Origin of the sequence: Streptomyces sp. NRRL F-5123 (genome assembly GCF_000721495.1) — a bacterium.
GTDB lineage: Bacteria > Actinomycetota > Actinomycetes > Streptomycetales > Streptomycetaceae > Actinacidiphila.
Map to the genome: position 1 here is coordinate 274,228 of NZ_JOHY01000002.1, position 17,890 is coordinate 292,117.

General features: G+C 71.2%; 15 protein-coding genes and 1 pseudogene. 6 read left to right on the forward strand and 10 right to left on the reverse strand.

Going from position 1 to position 17,890, the window contains the following annotated elements; translation table 11 throughout:
* Window positions 1–74 precede the first annotated feature (74 nt).
* On the forward strand, window positions 75–1,685 hold the full coding sequence (locus tag IH54_RS0103100) for a DHA2 family efflux MFS transporter permease subunit (RefSeq protein WP_078861891.1): 1,611 nt from the start codon (window positions 75–77) through the stop codon (window positions 1,683–1,685).
* Here IH54_RS0103100 and IH54_RS0103105 read toward each other — a convergent pair.
* Window positions 1,624–3,036 (reverse strand): serine hydrolase domain-containing protein, encoded by a 1,413-nt coding sequence (locus IH54_RS0103105; RefSeq protein WP_031512669.1) that lies wholly within the window; start codon window positions 3,034–3,036, stop codon window positions 1,624–1,626. The two genes, IH54_RS0103100 and IH54_RS0103105, sit on opposite strands and share 62 nt — an antisense overlap.
* A gap of 139 nt (window positions 3,037–3,175) precedes the next feature.
* The gene (locus IH54_RS0103110; RefSeq protein WP_052397009.1) at window positions 3,176–4,084 is read right to left on the reverse strand and encodes a class I SAM-dependent methyltransferase; all 909 of its coding nucleotides are present in this window, start codon (window positions 4,082–4,084) and stop codon (window positions 3,176–3,178) included.
* Between IH54_RS0103110 and IH54_RS48035 the strand changes: the two are divergent.
* A pseudogene (locus IH54_RS48035) lies at window positions 4,068–4,388 on the forward strand (discoidin domain-containing protein); the annotation flags it as partial. The gene IH54_RS0103110 and the pseudogene IH54_RS48035 sit on opposite strands and share 17 nt — an antisense overlap.
* A 141-nt stretch (window positions 4,389–4,529) precedes the next feature.
* On the opposite strand, the gene IH54_RS0103115 reads toward IH54_RS48035, so the two are convergent.
* Window positions 4,530–5,177: an HAD family hydrolase gene (locus IH54_RS0103115; protein WP_031512673.1), complete on the reverse strand. Its 648-nt coding sequence runs from the start codon at window positions 5,175–5,177 to the stop codon at window positions 4,530–4,532.
* A gap of 53 nt (window positions 5,178–5,230) precedes the next feature.
* Complete coding sequence (dnaB, locus tag IH54_RS0103120; RefSeq protein ID WP_031512674.1) at window positions 5,231–6,691, reverse strand: replicative DNA helicase; 1,461 nt, start codon at window positions 6,689–6,691, stop codon at window positions 5,231–5,233.
* A 573-nt stretch (window positions 6,692–7,264) separates the two neighbouring features.
* On the opposite strand from dnaB, the gene IH54_RS0103125 reads away from it, so the two are divergent.
* Window positions 7,265–8,578, forward strand: a complete 1,314-nt coding sequence (locus tag IH54_RS0103125) for an MATE family efflux transporter (RefSeq protein WP_052397040.1) — start codon at window positions 7,265–7,267, stop codon at window positions 8,576–8,578.
* A gap of 186 nt (window positions 8,579–8,764) precedes the next feature.
* Here IH54_RS0103125 and rplI read toward each other — a convergent pair whose 3' ends face one another.
* The 4 genes from rplI to rpsF are packed head-to-tail and all read right to left on the reverse strand — an operon-like array spanning window position 8,765 to window position 10,451.
* Window positions 8,765–9,214 (reverse strand): 50S ribosomal protein L9, encoded by a 450-nt coding sequence (gene rplI, locus IH54_RS0103130; RefSeq protein ID WP_031512677.1) that lies wholly within the window; start codon window positions 9,212–9,214, stop codon window positions 8,765–8,767.
* 15 nt (window positions 9,215–9,229) lie between these two features.
* Window positions 9,230–9,466, reverse strand: coding sequence for a 30S ribosomal protein S18 (rpsR, locus tag IH54_RS0103135; RefSeq protein ID WP_031512678.1), 237 nt, complete (start codon window positions 9,464–9,466; stop codon window positions 9,230–9,232).
* A gap of 42 nt (window positions 9,467–9,508) precedes the next feature.
* Window positions 9,509–10,105 carry a single-stranded DNA-binding protein gene (locus tag IH54_RS0103140; protein WP_031512680.1) on the reverse strand — a complete coding sequence of 199 codons (597 nt, stop codon included), beginning with the start codon at window positions 10,103–10,105 and terminating at the stop codon, window positions 9,509–9,511.
* Between the two features lie 55 nt (window positions 10,106–10,160).
* Window positions 10,161–10,451, reverse strand: coding sequence for a 30S ribosomal protein S6 (rpsF, locus tag IH54_RS0103145; RefSeq protein ID WP_031512681.1), 291 nt, complete (start codon window positions 10,449–10,451; stop codon window positions 10,161–10,163).
* 270 nt (window positions 10,452–10,721) lie between these two features.
* Here rpsF and IH54_RS0103150 point away from each other — a divergent pair, with 270 nt between their 5' ends.
* From IH54_RS0103150 to IH54_RS0103160, 3 genes are all read left to right on the forward strand, one after another.
* A complete protein-coding gene (locus tag IH54_RS0103150; RefSeq protein ID WP_031512682.1) occupies window positions 10,722–11,030 on the forward strand; it encodes a hypothetical protein in 309 nt (102 codons plus the stop codon).
* A 131-nt stretch (window positions 11,031–11,161) separates the two neighbouring features.
* Window positions 11,162–12,304, forward strand: a complete 1,143-nt coding sequence (locus IH54_RS0103155; RefSeq protein ID WP_031512683.1) for a lipid II:glycine glycyltransferase FemX — start codon at window positions 11,162–11,164, stop codon at window positions 12,302–12,304.
* A 34-nt stretch (window positions 12,305–12,338) separates the two neighbouring features.
* Window positions 12,339–13,379: an alanine racemase gene (locus IH54_RS0103160; protein WP_031512685.1), complete on the forward strand. Its 1,041-nt coding sequence runs from the start codon at window positions 12,339–12,341 to the stop codon at window positions 13,377–13,379.
* Here IH54_RS0103160 and IH54_RS0103165 read toward each other — a convergent pair.
* A complete protein-coding gene (locus tag IH54_RS0103165) occupies window positions 13,367–14,908 on the reverse strand; it encodes a glycosyltransferase family 87 protein (protein ID WP_052397010.1) in 1,542 nt (513 codons plus the stop codon). The two genes, IH54_RS0103160 and IH54_RS0103165, sit on opposite strands and share 13 nt — an antisense overlap.
* Before the next feature lie 160 nt (window positions 14,909–15,068).
* Window positions 15,069–17,810 carry a transglycosylase domain-containing protein gene (locus IH54_RS0103170; RefSeq protein ID WP_199923321.1) on the reverse strand — a complete coding sequence of 914 codons (2,742 nt, stop codon included), beginning with the start codon at window positions 17,808–17,810 and terminating at the stop codon, window positions 15,069–15,071.
* Window positions 17,811–17,890 lie beyond the last annotated feature (80 nt).

Genomic DNA, 17,890 nt, shown 5'->3' on the forward strand with positions numbered 1-17,890 from the left:
GTAAAAGATAGTCCCCAACAAAACCTTCTGCTACGGTCGATCCTGGCATTCCCACCGCGCCAGGAGGCGACCCCATGCCACTGTCTTCCCGATCCCGTAGTGCCGCCCTGGGCGTCCTCAGTGCGGGCACTTTGATGATCATCCTGGACGGCACGATCGTGACCGTCGCCCTGCCATCCATCCAGCACGACCTCGGCTTCTCCCAGTCCGCGCTGGCCTGGGTGGTGAACGCCTATCTGATCGCCTTCGGCGGCCTGCTGCTGCTGTCCGGGCGGCTCGGCGACCTGCTCGGCCGCCGCCGGATCCTGGTCGGCGGGCTCACCGCCTTCACCGCCGCCTCGCTCGCCTGCGGCCTCGCCGACTCGGCGGGCCTGCTGATCGCCGCCCGCTTCGTCCAGGGCGCGGCAGGTGCGATGGTCTCGGCGGTCAGCCTCGGCATGGTCATCGCCCTCTACCCCGACCCGCGCGACCGCGGCCGGGCGATGGGCGTCTACAGCTTCGTGCAGTCCGCGGGCGGCGTGCTCGGGCTGCTGGCCGGCGGCGTGCTCACGCAGACCGTCAACTGGCACTGGATCTTCTTCGTCAACCTGCCCATCGGCGCTGCCGCCGCCGTCCTCAGCCTGCGGCTGCTGCCCGACGACCGGCCGGCGGCCCCTTCGAAGGACACCGCCCGGCTGCGCGGGGTCGACGCCCCCGGGGCACTGCTGGTCACCGCCGCGCTGATGCTCGGCGTCTACACCATCGTCGGCACGACCGACCGCGGCTGGACGTCCGCGGCCACGATCGGCCTCAGCGTGCTGTCGCTCGTGCTGCTGGCGGGCTTCCTGGTCCGGCAGGCGAAGGCGGCCGAGCCGCTCATGCCGCTGCGGATCTTCCGCTCGCGCCGGGTGACCGGCGCCAACATCGTGCAGGCGCTCATGGTGGCCGGCGGCTTCGGCTTCCAATTCCTCGTGACGCTCTACCTCCAGAAGGTGCAGGGCTACGACCCACTGGAGATCGGGCTGGCCATCGCGCCGACCGGGCTGGTCATCGGCGTGATGTCGCTCGTGCTGTCGGCCCGGCTCGGCGCCCGATTCGGCGAGCGCGCGGTGCTGCTGCCCAGCCTCGTGCTCTTCGCCCTCGGCTTTCTGCTGCTGGCCCGGGTGCCCGCGGGGCACGCCACGTACGCGGTCGACGTACTCCCGGCGACGCTGGTCTTCGGCACCGCCTTCGGGCTCGCGATGCCCGCGCTGATGACGCTCGGGATGGCCGACGCCACGCCCGCCGACTCCGGTCTGATCTCCGGCGTCTTCAACACCGCGCAGCAGATCGGTGCCGCGCTGGGCCTGGCGGTGCTGGCCGCGCTCTCCGCGGCCCGCACCGACCGGCTGGTCGCCGCGGGCCACCCGCTGCGCAGCGCCCTGACCGGCGGCTACCACCTGGCCTTCCTGGTCGCTGCCGGGCTGCTGGCGGTGGCCGCGGCCGCCGCGGCGGTGCTGCTGCGGGCCCCGGCCCGCAGCGGGGTGCTAGCCGCCGCGGGCGGGCCGGACGCGGGCGCTGCGACCGAGGCGAACGCCCTCGCGGCCGGCGGTTCGCCGGTGGAGGCGGGCGGCCTCGCAGGTCATGGCGCCGAGCCCTCCGGGGTCAGCTCCAGCCCGGGAAGCCGCCGGGCACCGGAGCGGACGGATCGTACGGCTCGCGCGTGAAGACGAACGACCCGAGGTCGAGATGGCTGAGGGAGCCGTCCTCGCGCCGCACCGGCCGCAGCGTCTCGCCCGCGTAATAGCCCTCGCGGCCGGTCCAGGTGCCGTTCGTCCCGTTGTGTTCCACGTGGAACCTCGTGGCGCGGCCCTGGCCGGTCAGCGGGGCGAGGCTCAGCCCGCCGTCCGCGTCGACCCGCAGCGCATAGGCATTGGTGCCCCAGTACCAGGGCCCGGCCAGCTCCAGCAGCTGCGGCGGGAGGGCGTCGGCCGGGCGCCAGGCCCGCGGCAGGCGCGGCTCTGCGTCGGCGGTGATCGCCAGCAGGTCGGCGGCAATGGCCCCGACCTGCGGACCCGAGGTGGCGTTGGCCAGCGCGATCGCGCCGAGGCCGTCCTCGGGGCTCACCCACACCGTGGCCAGGAAGCCGGGCATCGACCCGGTGTGCCCGGCCAGGCTGCGCTTCCCGTGGCGACCGAGCTGAAGGCCCAGGCCGTAGCCCGCCCCGTGCTCCTCCGGCGGCGCGGCGGGCCGCCGCATCTCCTCCAGCGTCGCCTCGCCGAGCACCCCGTCCCGCCCGGCGAGCAGGAACGCCGCCCAGCGCCCCAGATCCTCGGCCGTCGACCACAGCTGCCCGGCGGGCGCCATCCGCCCGGTGTCCTGTACGGCCTCGGGCCGCATCACATCCGCCCACGGGTGGACGGCGAAGCCGCCTGCCGCGGGGGCCTCCGGGAGCAGCGTCGTCCGCCGCATCCCCAGCGGCTCCAGCACCTCCGCCCGCAGCGTCTCGTACCAGTGGACCCCGCGCAGCCGCTCCACGAGAGCGCCCAGCAGCGCGAAGCCGGGGTTGGAGTAGTGGTAGCGGCGGCCGGCGGGGTGCTTGACGGGATCGATCCCCAGCAGGTCGGCCAGATCGGGCCGCAGGTCGCCGGGGGTGCGCTCCCACCAGGGGCCGGGGGTCTCCGAGGCGATACCCGAGGTGTGGCTGAGCAATTGCGCCACCGTCAGGCGCCCGGCCGCCCGCAGGCCGGCGGCGTCCAGTCCCGCACCCGCCGCCCCGGCACCGCTCTCCCCTTCGGGCTCCGCGGTCTCCGGGAGGTGGCGGGCCAGCGGGTCGGCGAGGTCGAGCAGGCCCTCGTCCCGCAGCCGCATCACCTGCACCGCCACGAAGGACTTGGTGATCGAGCCGATGCGGTACTGCGTGTCCCCGTCCGGCGCATGACCCTCGATCATGCTGCGCGAGCCGCACCAGACCAGTGCCCCGTCCCGTACCACCGCGCCGACCAGCGACGGGGCGCGCCCGTCACGCTGGCCCACCGCCACCCGGTGCAGCAGCGCCCGGCGGGTGGCCGGCAGCAGCTCCGTATCCGCTGCCGCTCCGCTCGCCTGGGTGCCGCCCGACCGTCCCCCGGATCCGGCTTCCACCGTCACCCGCCCACGTCCTTCCGTTGCCGAACCGAACCTGCGCCTGCCCTGCTTGTCCACCGCGCGCACGGTGTCAGCTGCGCGCGACCCCGTTACGGTAGTCCGCCGGGCCGAAGCGCACCGCGACGATGGACAGCCGCGCCGAGCGCAGGCCGGGCACCAGATGCGAGACCGGGGCGACCGCGAACAGCCCCCGGCCGCGCGGCAGTACCAGCCGGCGCACCTCGGCGATCCGCGGCGAGGCGCTGGCCACCTTGCGGTACTCCCCGGCGTTCATGCCCCACTGCCACGCGGGCGCACGGTAGCCGCCCCCGCTCCCGCTCCCGGTCCCGCGCTCCTGCGCCGCCTGGCTGCGAGCCACCATCGCCCGTGGGACCGCGTCGAAGAGGAAGCTCCCGCCGGGAAAGCGCTCGGCGCACCGCGCGATCAGCTTCCTGACGTCCCGCGGCGGCAGGTACATCAGCAGCCCCTGCGCGGTCACCAGCACGTTCTGCGGCGGCGTTCCGGGCTCCACCTCGTCCATCCAGCGCAGGTCGAGCGCCGAGCAGGCGAGCGTACGCCGTCGCGGCGGATCGGCGGGCAGCAGCCGGTCGCGTACCGCCACCGTCTCCGGCAGGTCGACCGACAGCCAGCGCACCAGCCCGTCGTCGACCCGCCAGAACTGCGTCTCCAGGCCCTCGCCCAGCGCCACCACGGTGCCGCCCGGATGTGCGGCGAGGAAGCGGCGCACCTCGGCGTCGAGGCAGGCGATCCGCAGCGCGTGCCACTGGGCCAGGCCGTCGCCACCACCGAACCGGGAGAACGGGTAGTCGATGCGCTCGACCAGCTCCACCGCCCGCGGGTCGTCCAGCACCCGCCCCTCGGGCCGGGCGGCCTCCACCGAGCGCTGGTAGAGATTCCACAGCAGCGTCTCGGGTACTCCGTCGAGTTCGACCCTGATCCGCTCGCCGCCACGTCCGTCGTCCTTGCCCTGCTCGTCCATCCCCCCAGGCTGCCACCGCGGCGGGCGCGAAGGGGGGAAGGGAGCGCTCCCATGTCAACGGCGGCGCAAAGCAAACTTTTTCCGCACGCAGTGGCTGCAGGTCGGTCTCGGCTCCGGCCGGCCGATCACCCAGGTCGTGCTGAACTGGGAGACCGCCTCCGGCGAGTCCTTCCAGGTCCAGATGTCGGACAGCGGTTCCACGTGGAACACCGTCTACTCCACGACCGCCGGCGAGGGCGGGGTCGAGAACCTCTCCTTCACCGCCACCGGCCGCGACGTGGGGATGTACGGCACCACCCGCGGCACCCAACGGTCACCGTCACGGCGAAGGCCGTGGCCGGCGCCGCCGGCTCGGCCACCTTCGTCTGGACCACCGCCTGATCCCCCCTCCCCGCTGACCGACGCCCCCGGAGCCGCTTTCCCACGGCTGCGGGGGGCGTCCGCGTCATCCGGCGAGCAGCGTCGGCAGCTCCCGCATGTCGTGGAAGACCGTCGTCCCGGGCCCGGCGAGCCGCTCGGCCGGGGTGAGCCCGCCGGCATACCCGAAGGCGCGCATCCCGGCGGCCCGCGCCGCCGTGACCCCCGGCCGGCTGTCCTCGACGACCACGCACGCGGTGGGGTCCACCCCCATGCGCCGGGCGGCGTGCAGGAAGAGGTCCGGCGCGGGCTTGCCCCGGGCGACCTCGACGGCGCTGAAGATCCGCCCCGCGAAGTGGTCGTAGAGCCCGGTACGCCCCAGGGTGTGCCGCATCTTCTCGTGCGAGCCGCTGGAAGCGACGCAGGTCGGCAGCACGATCGCGGCGAGCGCCTCGGGCAGCCCGTCCACCGGGACGAGGTCGGCGTCCACCGCCTCCCGGTGCCGCTCCTCGAACCGCTCGGCCCACACGCCTGCGACCTCCTCCCCCAGCCGCTCGGCGACCTGCTCGCGGATCGCCGCGTGGGAGCGCCCGATGAACCGCTCGACGACCTCCGCCTCGTCCAGCGCCCACCCCAGCTCCGCCCCGAGCCCCACCTGCACGCGCACCGCGATGCGCTCGCTGTCGACGAGCACCCCGTCGCAGTCGAATATCACCAGCTCAACAGGCTTGATCATCCCGGCAGCATAGGCCTCCCGCCCGGCCCCCCGACCGGCCGCTCCCCGGTGGCTCAGGTCTGGGCCATGTCGACGAAGCGGGAGTAATGGCCCTGGAAGGCAACGGTGATGGTGGCCGTGGGGCCGTTGCGGTGCTTGGCGACGATCAGGTCGGCCTCGCCTGCGCGCGGGGACTCCTTCTCGTAGGCGTCCTCGCGGTGCAGCAGGATGACCATGTCGGCGTCCTGCTCGATGGAGCCGGATTCGCGCAGGTCGGAGACCATCGGCTTCTTGTCGGTGCGCTGCTCGGGGCCTCGGTTCAGCTGGCTGAGGGCGATGACCGGGACCTCCAGCTCCTTGGCGAGGAGCTTGAGGTTGCGGGACATGTCGGAGACCTCCTGCTGGCGGCTCTCCGGGCGGCGTGAGCCGCCGGACTGCATGAGCTGGAGGTAGTCGATCACGACGAGCCGCAGGTCGTTGCGCTGCTTGAGGCGGCGGCACTTCGCGCGGATCTCCATCATCGACAGGTTGGGCGAGTCGTCGATGTAGAGCGGCGCCTCGGTGACGTCGGACATCCGGCGGGCGACCTTGGTCCAGTCGTCATCGGTCATCGTGCCCGACCGCATGTGGTGCAGCGCGACCCGGGCCTCGGCGGACAGCAGCCGCATCGCGATCTCGTTACGGCCCATCTCCAGGGAGAAGATGACGCTGGGCATCTTGTTGGCGATGGAGCACGTCCGGGCGAAGTCCAGCGCGAGGGTGGACTTGCCCATCGCGGGACGGGCGGCGATGACGATCATCTGGCCGGGATGCAGGCCGTTGGTGAGCGAGTCCAGGTCGGCGAAACCGGTCGGGACACCGGACATCTGGCCGCTACGGGAGCCGATCGCCTCGATCTCGTCGAGGGCGCCCTCCATGATGTCGCCGAGCGGCAGGTAGTCCTCGGAGGTGCGCTGCTCGGTGACCGCGTAGATCTCGGCCTGCGCGTTGTTGACGATCTCGTCGACGTCGCCGTCGGCGGCGTATCCCATCTGGGTGATGCGCGTTCCGGCCTCGACGAGCCGGCGCAGCACCGCCCGCTCGTGGACGATCTCGGCGTAGTACTCCGCGTTCGCGGCGGTGGGGACGGCGTTGACGAGGGTGTGCAGATACGGGGAGCCGCCGATCCGGGCGAGCTCGCCGCGCTTGGTGAGCTCGGCCGCGGTGGTGATGGGGTCGGCGGGCTCGCCGCGGGCGTAGAGGTCGAGGATCGCCTGGTAGATCGTCTCGTGCGCGGGCCGGTAGAAGTCGGCGCCCTTGAGGACCTCGACGACGTCGGCGATGGCGTCCTTGGACAGCAGCATGCCGCCGAGCACGGACTGCTCGGCGTCCAGATCCTGCGGCGGGACGCGCTCGAAGCCGCCACCGCCCTCGGAGTAGCGGGCGTCGTCCTGCGCGGACTTCTTGCGGAAGGGGCTGACTCCGGCCGCGGGCCCCTGGTGCTCGCCGGGCGGGGGGTCGGGCCAGTGGTCGTCGGCGGGCTCTGGCTGGCTCACGCCCGCCACCTCCTCCCATCCGGCCGGTCCGGCCGGACCCCGCGTGCGTGCCACTCTTTCATGGCATCGCTCCGATCCTCGATCCGCCCGGTGGCCGCCGCGCACGTGCCGCGCCGCGCCCTGATGTGCCGCGCCGCACCGCTCGCGTCACACCGGGGGAGGGGTCCACGGTAGGGCTCCTGACGACCCAGACCAAGGCGGTTATCCACAGGGGGTGTGGACGACGGCGGCATACCTGTGGAGAACTGCCCCCAACCTGTGTACAGGCCTTGGGACAGCGCTGTGGACAAGCCGCGGGACTCCCGCCGAGAGCCCATCTGACCTGCATCTTCTTCATCCATAGCCTGTGCAGGAGAAAAACTTTTCACCGGCCGCCAAGATCGCCACAAACGACGCGGAGGAGATCACGCTACGCAGTCACCGGTAAGAGTCCTTCCGCACTTCCGCCTCTTACTTGTGGACGATTAAGCTGTGCTTGTGAATCACGCCGTCGAACCCTCCGAGGCCAGGGAGCCAGCCCCCGGCCGCGGCCCTCGCCGCGCCCCGACGGCCCGGGGCCGGCACGACCGCGAGATCCTCACCCTCGCCCTGCCGGCCTTCGGCGCCCTCGTCGCCGAACCACTCTTCGTAATGGTGGACAGCGCGATCGTCGGCCACCTCGGCACGGCCCAGCTCGCCGGGCTCGGCATCGCCGCGGCACTGCTCACGACCGCCGTCAACGTCTTCGTCTTCCTCGCCTACGCCACCACCGCCGCGGTCGCCCGCCGGGTCGGCGCGGGCGACCTGGCCGCCGCTCTGCGGCAGGGCGTGGACGGCATCTGGCTCGCCCTGCTGCTGGGCGGCGCGGTGATCGCCACCGTACTGCCGGCGGCGCCCGCTCTGGTGAGCCTCTTCGGGGCCTCCGGCACCGCCGCCCCGTACGCCACGACGTATCTGCGGATCAGCTCCCTCGGAATCCCCGCCATGCTGGTCGTACTGGCCGCCACCGGCGTGCTGCGCGGCCTCCAGGACACCCGCACGCCACTCTCCGTCGCCGTGGGCGGCTTCGCCGCCAACGCCGGGCTCAACGCCGCTCTCGTCTACGGCGCCGGCCTCGGTGTCGCCGGGTCCGCATGGGGCACGGTCATCGCGCAGAACGGCATGGCCGCCGTCTACCTCTGGGTCGTCGTACGCGGCATCCGCCGCCAGGCCGCGGCGGGCGACGGCACAGGCCCCTGGTGGGCAGGCCTGCGGCCGGACGCCGCCGGGATACGGACCTGCGCCCGCGCCGGGCTGCCGCTGCTGGTGCGCACCGTCAGCTTGCGGGCGGTGCTGATGATCGCCACCGCGGTGGCCGCACGGCTGGGGGACACCGCCATCGCCGCCCACCAGATCACGCTCACGGTCTGGTCGCTGCTCGCCTTCGCCCTGGACGCCATCGCCATCGCGGGCCAGGCCATCATCGGCCGCTGTCTGGGGGCCGACGACCCGGAGGGGGCGCGGGCCGCCTGCCGCCGGATGATCGAGTGGGGCGTGGCCTGCGGCCTGGTCCTCGGGCTGCTGCTGGCGATGACCCGTCCGCTGATCGGGCCACTGTTCAGCTCCGACCCTGCGGTGCGGTCCGCGCTGGCCTCCGCATTGCTGGTGGTGGCGGTGTCGCAGCCGCTGAGCGGTGTGGTCTTTGTCCTTGACGGCGTGCTCATGGGTGCGGGGGACGGGCCGTACCTGGCCTGGTCGATGCTGGTGACGCTGGCGGTCTTCGCCCCCGCCGCACTCGCCGTGCCGGCGCTCGGGGCGGGGCTGACGGTCCTGTGGTGGGCCATGACGCTCATGATGCTGACCCGGCTCGTCGCGCTGTGGCTGCGCGCCCGCTCCGGCCGCTGGGTGGTCACCGGCGCCGCGCGCTGAACGAGCGGCGCGGAGCCGCCAGGCCGGTCGGCCGGTCGGCTGGTCGGAAGCAGCCGGACAGACCGAGGAGGGCCGGGCATCCCGCTGGGGGTACCCGGCCCTCCGGTGCGTCGTGACGGTGCGGACACTGTCGGTGTTCCACGTGGAACATCGACGGCGTCCGCACCGTACCGAGCAAAAGGCGCGTTACGCCGCGACGACCTCCAGGTCGAGGACGGCCTCGACCTCGGCGTGCAGCCGCACGGACACCTTGTGCGAGCCGAGCGTCTTGATCGGCGCACCGACCTCGACACGGCGCTTGTCGACGGCCGGACCACCGGCGGCCTTGATCGCCGCGGCGATGTCGGCCGGGGTGATGGAGCCGAACAGACGGCCGGTGTCGCCGGCGCGGGTGCTCAGCTTGACCTTGACGGCCTCCAGTTGACCCTTGACCGCGTTCGCGTCGTCCAGCGAGTGGATCTCGCGGATACGGCGGGCGCGGCGAATCTGCTCGACGTCCTTCTCGCCACCCTTGGTCCACGCGATGGCGAAGCCACGCGGGATCAGGTAGTTGCGGGCGTAGCCCGGCTTGACGTCGACGATGTCGCCCGCGGCACCCAGGCCGCTGACCTCGTTGGTAAGGATGATCTTCGACATTACGGTCACCCTTCCTTATCGAGCGGTCGACGTGTACGGCAGCAGCGCCATCTCACGGCTGTTCTTGACGGCCGTGGCGACGTCACGCTGGTGCTGCGTGCAGTTGCCGGTGACGCGGCGGGCACGGATCTTGCCGCGGTCGGAAATGAACTTCCGCAGCATGTTCGTGTCCTTGTAGTCCACGTACACGGTCTTGTCCTTGCAGAACGCGCAGACCTTCTTCTTCGGCTTGCGCGGAGGCGGCTTCGCCATGGTGATTCTCCTATGCGATCAAGAAGTGAGTGAGGATCCGCCCTAGAAGGGCGGCTCGTCCGAGTAGCCGCCACCGGAGTTGCCGCCGGAGCCGCCGCCCCAGCCACCGCCACCGCCTTGCTGGCCGCCGCCGGCAGGTGCGCCGGTGGCCCAGGGGTCGTCGGCGGGAGCCCCGCCGCCGGAGCCGCCACCGGGGCCGCCGCCCCAGCCGCCGCCGCCCTGCTGGCCGCCGCCACTGCCGCCGCCGTAGCCGCCCTGGCCGCGCCCGCCACCGCCGCTGGTCTTGGTGACCTTGGCCGTGGCGCTCCGCAGGCTGACGCCCACTTCTTCGACGTCCAGTTCGTAGACCGTCCGCTTGACGCCCTCGCGGTCCTCGTAGGACCGCTGCTTGAGGCGGCCCTGCACGATGACGCGCGTGCCGCGCTGCAGCGACTCTGCGACATTCTCCGCCGCCTGACGCCAGACCGAGCAGGTCAGGAACAGGCTCTCGCCGTCCTTCCACTCATTGGTCTGCCGGTCGAACGTGCGGGGGGTGGACGCGACACGGAACTTCGCGACCGCCGCACCGGACGGGGTGAAGCGCAGCTCGGGGTCGTCGACGAGATTGCCGACGACCGTGATGACGGTCTCGCCTGCCATGGGGTGACCTCTCGACTGGCTCTGGGTAGTGCTGACTAGCTACTCGGAGTCCGGACTAGTGCAGTTCCGGACGGAGGACCTTGGTCCGCAGCACCGACTCGTTCAGGTTGAGCTGGCGGTCCAGCTCCTTGACGACCTCGGGCGATGCCTTCAGGTCGACGACCGAGTAGATGCCCTCGGGCTTCTTGTTGATCTCATAAGCGAGACGACGACGGCCCCAGGTGTCGACCTTCTCCACGCTGCCGCCGCCGTTGCGGACGACGGACAGGAAGGACTCGATCAGCGGGGCGACGGAGCGCTCCTCAAGATCGGGGTCGAGAATGAGCATGAGCTCGTAGTGACGCATAGGTGAACCCACCTCCTTTGGACTCAGCGGCCACGGCGTTTCCGTGGCAGGAGGGTTTGTATCTGCGTCGCAACGGTAGCGCGGGCCACTGACAGCCGAAGGAGATCCCCCCGGACTGCCCGACAGGGCCTGCGCAGACACCGGTGCAGAACGTACACAGTACCCGGCTCACGCTCCCGGGTTGAAATCCGCCCACTAATGACCGCAATCTGTACACATCGGGTGTGTCAGGCGCCACAGCGCGCCACGACTCCGTCACGGAGGTACCCCATGGCCCAGCACGCGGCACGAACCCACCGCCTCACCTTCAACACCGACGGCCGACCCCATCCCCTGGTGAACTCCCTCGCGATCCTCACCCTCGTCCTGGGCGGGATCGCGGTCATCTCCTCGGCGTTCAACAGCCTGCACCTGCTCAGTTCCTGGACCGGCCTCGTCGGCATCTTCACCGGCGGCTGGGGCCAGTTCATCTCGGCCACGACGACCGAGCGCTTCGCCCTGATCATCGGCATCGGCATGTCCGCGGTCGGCTTCTACATCGGAGTCGCGCACGGCGGCCTGACCGGCGGGCTCTGGTAGTCGCCGCGGCAGCGTCCGGCAGGCTGTGGAAAAGCCGCGCCGTTGTCCACAGGGCTGGTGGGGGCGCTACCCCTGAGCAGTAGGCTTCGGGCCAGATAACCCCGCAGTCGTGAGCATGGGGAGCGCCCCGCATGAGCCTGACCCTGAGGACCATCACCCGAGAGCAGCACCTGGCATACATCCAGAGTCTGCCCTCGGCGAGCCACTGCCAGGTCCCCGCATGGGCCGACGTGAAGTCCGAGTGGCGGTCGGAGAGCCTCGGCTGGTTCGACGAGCAGCCCGGCCAGCTGTCCAAGGGCGGCGGCCGGCTGGTCGGCGTCGGCCTCGTCCTGTACCGGCAGCTGCCCAAGCTCAAGCGGTATCTGGCGTACATGCCCGAGGGCCCCGTCATCAACTGGTACGCGCCCAACCTGGACGAGTGGCTCCAGCCGATGCTGCGCCACCTCAAGCAGAACGGCGCCTTCAGCGTGAAGATGGGCCCGCCGGTGATAATCCGCCGGTGGGAGGCCAACACGATCAAGGCGGGCATCGCCGATCCCGACATCAAGCGGCTGCGGGACGTGGAGGCCGACTTCATCGAGCCCCGTGCCTTCGAGGTGGCCGAGCGGCTGCGCCGGATGGGCTGGCAGCAGGGCGAGGACGGCGGCGCCGGCTTCGGTGACGTGCAGCCGCGCTACGTCTACCAGGTCCCGCTGGAGAACCGCTCGCTCGACGACATCCTGAAGAATTTCAACCAGCTGTGGCGGCGCAACATCAAGAAGGCCGAGAAGGCCGGCGTCCAGGTCATCCAGGGCGGCTACGACGACCTCCCGACCTGGCAGCAGCTCTACGAGATCACCGCGGTGCGCGACCAGTTCCGCCCCCGCCCGCTGGCCTACTTCCAGCGGATGTGGACCAAGCTCAACGCCGAGGACGCCAACCGGATGCGGCTGTACCTGGCGCTGCACGAGGGCGAGGCGGTCGCGGCGGCGACGATGCTCACCGTCGGCCGGCACGTCTGGTATTCGTACGGCGCCTCCGCCAACCACAAGCGCGAGGTGCGGCCGTCCAACGCGATGCAGTGGCGAATGCTGCGGGACGCCTACGCGATGGGCGCCAGCGTCTACGATCTGCGCGGTATCAGCGACTCGCTGGACGATACCGACCATCTGTTCGGCCTGATCCAGTTCAAGGTGGGCACCGGCGGTCAGGCCGCCGAATACCTGGGTGAGTGGGACTTCCCGCTCAACAAGCTTCTCCACAAGGCTCTCGACATCTACATGTCGCGCCGCTGACCGGCCGACGCACGACAGGAAGGTCCTCCAGGCCATGGCGCTCACGCTGTATGTCGACACCGCACGCTGGCGCGCCCACCAGCGGCAAGTGGCCGACCAGTTCCCCGGCATAGTCCCGGTCTGCAAGGGCAACGGCTACGGCTTCGGCCACGAGCGGCTCGCCGACGAGGCAACCCGGCTGCGCGCCGACATGCTCGCGGTCGGTACGACCTACGAAGCGGCCCGGATCAAGGACTTCTTCGGCGGCGACCTCCTCGTCCTGACCCCCTACCGGCTCGGCGAGGAGCCGGTGCCGCTGCCGGACCGGGCGATCCGCTCGGTCTCCTCGGTGGAGGGGGTGCGCGGGCTGGTGGGCGCCCGGGTCGTCATCGAGGTCATGAGCTCCATGCGCCGCCACGGCGTGGCCGAGGACGACCTGGGCAAGCTGCACACCGCGATCGACGACGTCCGGCTGGAGGGCTTCGCCATCCACCTGCCACTCGACCGCCCCGACGGCAGCGACGCGGTCGAGGAGGTCTTCGGCTGGATGGAGCGGCTGCGCGCCGCCCGGCTGCCGCTGCACACCATGTTCGTCAGCCACCTCAAGGCGACCGAGCAGGCCGCGCTCCAGCAGCAGTTCCCGCAGACCCGCTTCCGCGCCCGGATCGGCACGCGAATGTGGCTCGGCGACCACGACGCGACCGAATACCGCGGCGCGGTCCTGGACGTCACGCGGATCACCAAGGGCGAGCGCTACGGCTACCGGCAGGAGAAGGCAGCCGACAGCGGCCATCTGGTCGTCGTGGCGGGCGGCACCTCGCACGGCGTCGGTCTGGAAGCGCCCAAGGCGCTGCACGGCCTGATGCCGCGCGCCAAGGGCGTGGCCCGTGCGGGCCTGGCGACCGTCAACCGCAACCTGTCGCCGTTCGTCTGGGCGGGCAAGCAGCGGTGGTTCGCCGAGCCGCCCCACATGCAGGTGTCGATCCTCTTCCTGCCGGGCGACGTGGCCCCGCCCGCGGTCGGTGACGAGCTGGTGGCGCACCTGCGGCACACCACCACGCAGTTCGACCGGATCGTCGACCGTCAGGCGTCGTAGCCCGGCCCGCCCGCGGGGGTACCGAAGCCGCCGGGCTCGGCCGCCTGGCCGGGCACGCCGGTCACCCCGGCCGGCGGCTCGGGCTCCGCGCCCGGGTCCGCCGCGAGGGCCAGGACGAAGGAGTCCTCGGCTCCGTCGAGCACCCCGCCCACCGGGTCGTCGGAGCCGTCCTGCCGCAGGACGTCGTGCTCCGGCCGCAGGATGTCGCGGACGACCGTCGCGCTCAGGTAGAGCACGCCCAGCAGGTGCAGCACGACGGCCAGCTGGTAGCCGTCCGCGGGCAGCCCGTGGTGCTTGGTGCCGCCGCTGACGTAGGCCAGCTCCATCCAGATGCCCAGGTAGTAGAGCACCTCGGCGCCCTGCCAGATGAGCAGGTCGCGCCAGCGCGGCCGGGCGAGCACCGCAAGCGGCAGCAGCCACAGCACGTACTGCGGCGAGTAGACCTTGTTGCTCACGACGAGTGCGGCCACCAGCAGGAAGGCGACCTGCCCGAGCCGCGGTCGGCGCGGCGCGTAGAAGGTGAGGCCCGCGACGGCGGCGCACAGCACGATCATCAGCGCGGCGGCGTACGCGCTGACCCCGCTGAGCGGGTTGCCGGTGCGCTGCATGACGACCAGCCACAGCGACCCGTAGTCCACGCCCCGCGAGCGGGTGTAGCTGTAGAACTGCTCCCAGCCGGACCGGGCCAGCAGGATCACCGGCAGGTTGACCACCAGCCAGGCCCCCACCGCGCCGCCCAGCGCCGCGCCGAAGGCCCGCATCCGGCCCGCCCGCACGCACACCAGCAGCAGGGCGAGCAACAGCAGCACCGGATAGATCTTCGCCGACGCGGCCAGGCCGATGAGCACACCGGCGGCCAGTGGCCGGCTGCGCGACCACAGCAGCAGGCCCGCGGCGGCCAGCGCCACGGCGAACAGGTCCCAGTTGATCGTCGCCGACAGCGCGAGCGCCGGGGACAGCGCGATGAACAGGCCGTCCCACGGCCGCCGCCGGTTGGTCCGGGACACCAGCACGACGAGCGCGGCCGCGCAGATCATCAGCATGCCGGAGTTCACGATCCAGAAGATCTGGCCGCGGTGCTGCATGCTGCCGCCGTGCGGTGTCAGCCAGGAGGCGACCTCCATGAAGAGCCCGGTCAGGACCGGGTACTCCAGATGGTGGAAGCCGCTGCCGGAGATCGAGCCGGGGATGCTGTCGAAGTACGGCACGACGTCGTCGGCGAAGCCGCGGTCGTGGTACAGGTGCGGGATGTCGGAATAGCAGGCATGGATGTACTGGCCGTCGCCGCCCTGGAACCACCCGCCGTCGTAGCACGGCACCTTCTGGACCATGCCGAGCGCGAACATCCCGATGACGATCAGCACCATCACGCGCAGCGCCGTCCACCAGCGGTGCCCGCCGGTCTCGGCATGCTTGCCCGCCGGGCCGCCGATCAGCTCGCTCGCGGCCGCGGCCAGCGAGTCCTCGTCGGTGGGGCGCACCGGAACGTCCCGCCGGTCGTCCTCTTCTCGATCGCGCACGCTCGTCATGCGCACATCCTGCCGTACGGGGCTGTGGGTACAGCAGACCCCGTGACGGTCGTCATGCGATCCGGATGCGGATCGCGGCGACCGGCACGGGGTCTGGGGGAGGCCCGGCCTCAACGGTCCGGGGGCCCGGCCCCCGGTGGGGGCGGGCCCCCGCGGGCCGTCAGCCCGTACTGCCTCTGGTGCCTCCGTTGTTGTTGTGTCCCGGTGGCCCGGTGTCCGTCGCTGTCGGCGAGGACGTCGGCGAGGAGCTGTTGCAGCTCTGCGGGTTGAAGATCGAGCACTTGGGCGTGTCCGAGGGCGACGGCGTGTCCGTCGGCGGCCCCCACGTCGGCGAGGTGGTCGGCCCATGGGTGGGCGGCTGCGAGGGCGTCGGCGAGGTGGTCGGGGTCGGCGGAGCCGTCATCGACGGGGTCGGGGACGGGGCGCCCTTCTCGTTGATCGTCTTGCCGTCGCCGATCTTGCCGGGCTTCGGGAAGCCCGGGTCGTCGGAGTCGCCCAGCGCCTCCTTCATGTAGTCGGTCCAGATGGTCGCCGGGATGTCACCACCGTGGGTGGTCGACGTCGGGCCACCGGTACCGGCCATCGGCAGCAGTTGCTTGGCCTTGGAGTCCTGCCGGAACATCACGACCGAGGTGGACAGCTGCTGGGTGTAGCCGACGAACCACGCCGACCGCGTACCGCCGTCGGTGTCCGTGGTACCGGTCTTGCCGGCCACGTCGCGGTGAAGCTCCAGGGCGGCCTTACCGGTGCCCTTCTTCACCACGTTCTGCAGCACCTGGGTCACGGTGTCGGCGACGGCGGGCTCCAGCGCCACCGTCTTGGCGCGCTCCGGCTTCTTGAACGCATGATCGCTGTCCCCGTCGTGCAGCACCTTCGTCACCGAGTACGGCTCGACGGACACACCCGAGTCGGCGAACGTCCCGTACGCGTTCGCCATGCGGATCGCGCTCGGCGTCGAGGTACCGATGGAGAACGAGGCGACGTTCTGGGTGGCCTGCATCGAGCCGTCGAGGATGCCTGACTTGAGCGCCACGTCCTTGACCTTGTCCAGGCCGACGTCCTCGCCGAGCTGGACGAAGGGAGAGTTGATGGACTGCTCCATCGCCTTGTTCAGAGTGACGTAGCCCCACTTGTAGTTGGACTCGTTCTTCTGTTTGAAGACCTTGCCGTCTTTGGTCTTGATCTGGTTGCCGTCGTGGTCCTTGATCGGGATCAGGTCGTCGGCGTTGTACTTGCTGTCCGGGGTGAGCGGTTTGCCGTCGCTGTAGTTCGTGCCGTAGGTCATCGCCGCGGCGAGCACGAAGGGCTTGAAGGTCGAGCCGACGGGGACGCCCGCGGTGTCGGCGTTGTTGTTGAACTCGCCCTTGTCCATGCCCGGACCGCCGTAGATGGCCACGATCTTGCCGTCACCCGGGACGACGGAGGCCGCGCCGAACTGCACGTTGGTGTCGGCATCGCCCTTGAACTGGGGGTCGCCGCCCGTGTACATGTGCCCGGCGCCGGGCTTGATCCGTTGCGCCTGCACCTTCTCGACGGAGGTCTTCAGCGCGGCGACCTTGTTCTTGTCGAAGGTCGTGTAGATCTGGTAACCGCCGCGGTCCAGCATGTCCTGGGTGATCTTCGGACTGGAGTGCTGGATTATGTAGTTGTTGGCCGTCGAGACGAGATAGCCGATCTGGCCGCTCATCCCGACCTGGGCCTTGAGCCCCTGCGGCATCGGGAAGGTCGTGTACTTCGCGCGCTCGGCCGCGGACATGTGGCCGAAGCGGACCTCGTTGTCGAGGATCGACTTCCAGCGGAATTCGGCGCGTGCCTTGTTCGCGGCCGGGGTCGCGGAGCTGTCGATGCTCTCGTTGCCGTTGGGGTCGTAGTACGTCGGACCCTTCAGCAGCGCGGCGAGCACCGCGCACTGGCTGGGATTGAGCTTCTCGGCGTCGACGCCGTAGTACGTCTGCGCCGCGGCCTGCAGCCCCCACGCTCCCCGTCCGAAGTACGAGGTGTTCAGGTAGCCGGACATGACGTCGTTCTTGCTGACCGTCCGGCCGACCTTTATGGAGATGAACAGCTCTTTGAACTTGCGGCTCACCGTCTGCGACTGGTCCAGCATGGTGTTCTTGACGTACTGCTGGGTGATCGTCGAGCCGCCCTGGGTCTCGCCGCCGCGCGCCATGTTGAACAGCGCGCGGGCGATACCCATCGGGTCGACGCCCTTGTCCGTCTCGAAGCTCTTGTTCTCCGCCGAGATCACCGCGTCGCGCATGGCCTTGGGGATCTTCTCGTACGGGATGTTCTGCCGGTTGACGCTGCCGCCGCCGGTCACCATCCGGGAGCCGTCGGCCCAGTAGTAGACGTTGTTCTGGGCCTGTGAGGCCTTGTTCACGTCAGGGACGTCCACCATGGCGTACGCGATGCCCGCGATGCCGACGAGGGTGCCGATGAAGCCGATGAAGAGCGCGGTGACCTGCCGCCACGACGGCATCCAGCGGCGCCAGCCGTCCTTGCCGAAGCGCGGGTAGTCGATGAAGCGCTTCTTGCCGGGGCGCCTGCCGGGCCCCCGCCCGCCGCGTCCTGCCGGGCCGCCGGGCCCGCCGGGTCCGCTGCCCGCACCACCGCGGCGCCGCCCGTGCCCTTGGGACGCGCGGCGCGCGGCCGCCCGGCCCTGGTACGGCTCACCGCCGGAATCCCTGCCGCCACCGATGATGTCCGGGCTCTCGGCCCGCCTGCCGTGCGAACCGCTCGGCGATCCGGTGGGGACGTCGCGTCCGCCACCGGCGCCGGGCGGCGGGCCGCCTCCGGACCGGTGGCCACCGGAGGGCGGGGGCGTCGGCTGCTGTCCCCCGCGCCGGGCGGCTGCGCGGCCGCCGGACGGCGACTGCGGCTGCTTGCGACGGTGCTCGCTCATGAACAGCTACTCCTCGACAGGCGGGATCGCCTGAAGGCATCGATGACATTGCGGTCGGTCCCCCTGCATGCGGCTGGGTC

Bases quoted from the DNA above. Each gene is read 5' to 3' on its own strand.
- IH54_RS0103150 (WP_031512682.1), top strand. From the start codon at position 10,722: ATGGCCCAGCACGCGGCACGAACCCACCGCCTCACCTTCAACACCGAC.
- IH54_RS0103100 (WP_078861891.1), top strand. From the start codon at position 75: ATGCCACTGTCTTCCCGATCCCGTAGTGCCGCCCTGGGCGTCCTCAGT.
- IH54_RS0103155 (WP_031512683.1), top strand. From the start codon at position 11,162: ATGAGCCTGACCCTGAGGACCATCACCCGAGAGCAGCACCTGGCATAC.
- rpsF (WP_031512681.1), bottom strand. From the start codon at position 10,451: ATGCGTCACTACGAGCTCATGCTCATTCTCGACCCCGATCTTGAGGAG.
- IH54_RS0103160 (WP_031512685.1), top strand. From the start codon at position 12,339: ATGGCGCTCACGCTGTATGTCGACACCGCACGCTGGCGCGCCCACCAG.
- IH54_RS0103140 (WP_031512680.1), bottom strand. From the start codon at position 10,105: ATGGCAGGCGAGACCGTCATCACGGTCGTCGGCAATCTCGTCGACGAC.
- IH54_RS0103110 (WP_052397009.1), bottom strand. From the start codon at position 4,084: ATGGACGAGCAGGGCAAGGACGACGGACGTGGCGGCGAGCGGATCAGG.
- IH54_RS0103165 (WP_052397010.1), bottom strand. From the start codon at position 14,908: ATGACGAGCGTGCGCGATCGAGAAGAGGACGACCGGCGGGACGTTCCG.
- rpsR (WP_031512678.1), bottom strand. From the start codon at position 9,466: ATGGCGAAGCCGCCTCCGCGCAAGCCGAAGAAGAAGGTCTGCGCGTTC.
- IH54_RS0103115 (WP_031512673.1), bottom strand. From the start codon at position 5,177: ATGATCAAGCCTGTTGAGCTGGTGATATTCGACTGCGACGGGGTGCTC.
- rplI (WP_031512677.1), bottom strand. From the start codon at position 9,214: ATGTCGAAGATCATCCTTACCAACGAGGTCAGCGGCCTGGGTGCCGCG.
- IH54_RS0103170 (WP_199923321.1), bottom strand. From the start codon at position 17,810: ATGAGCGAGCACCGTCGCAAGCAGCCGCAGTCGCCGTCCGGCGGCCGC.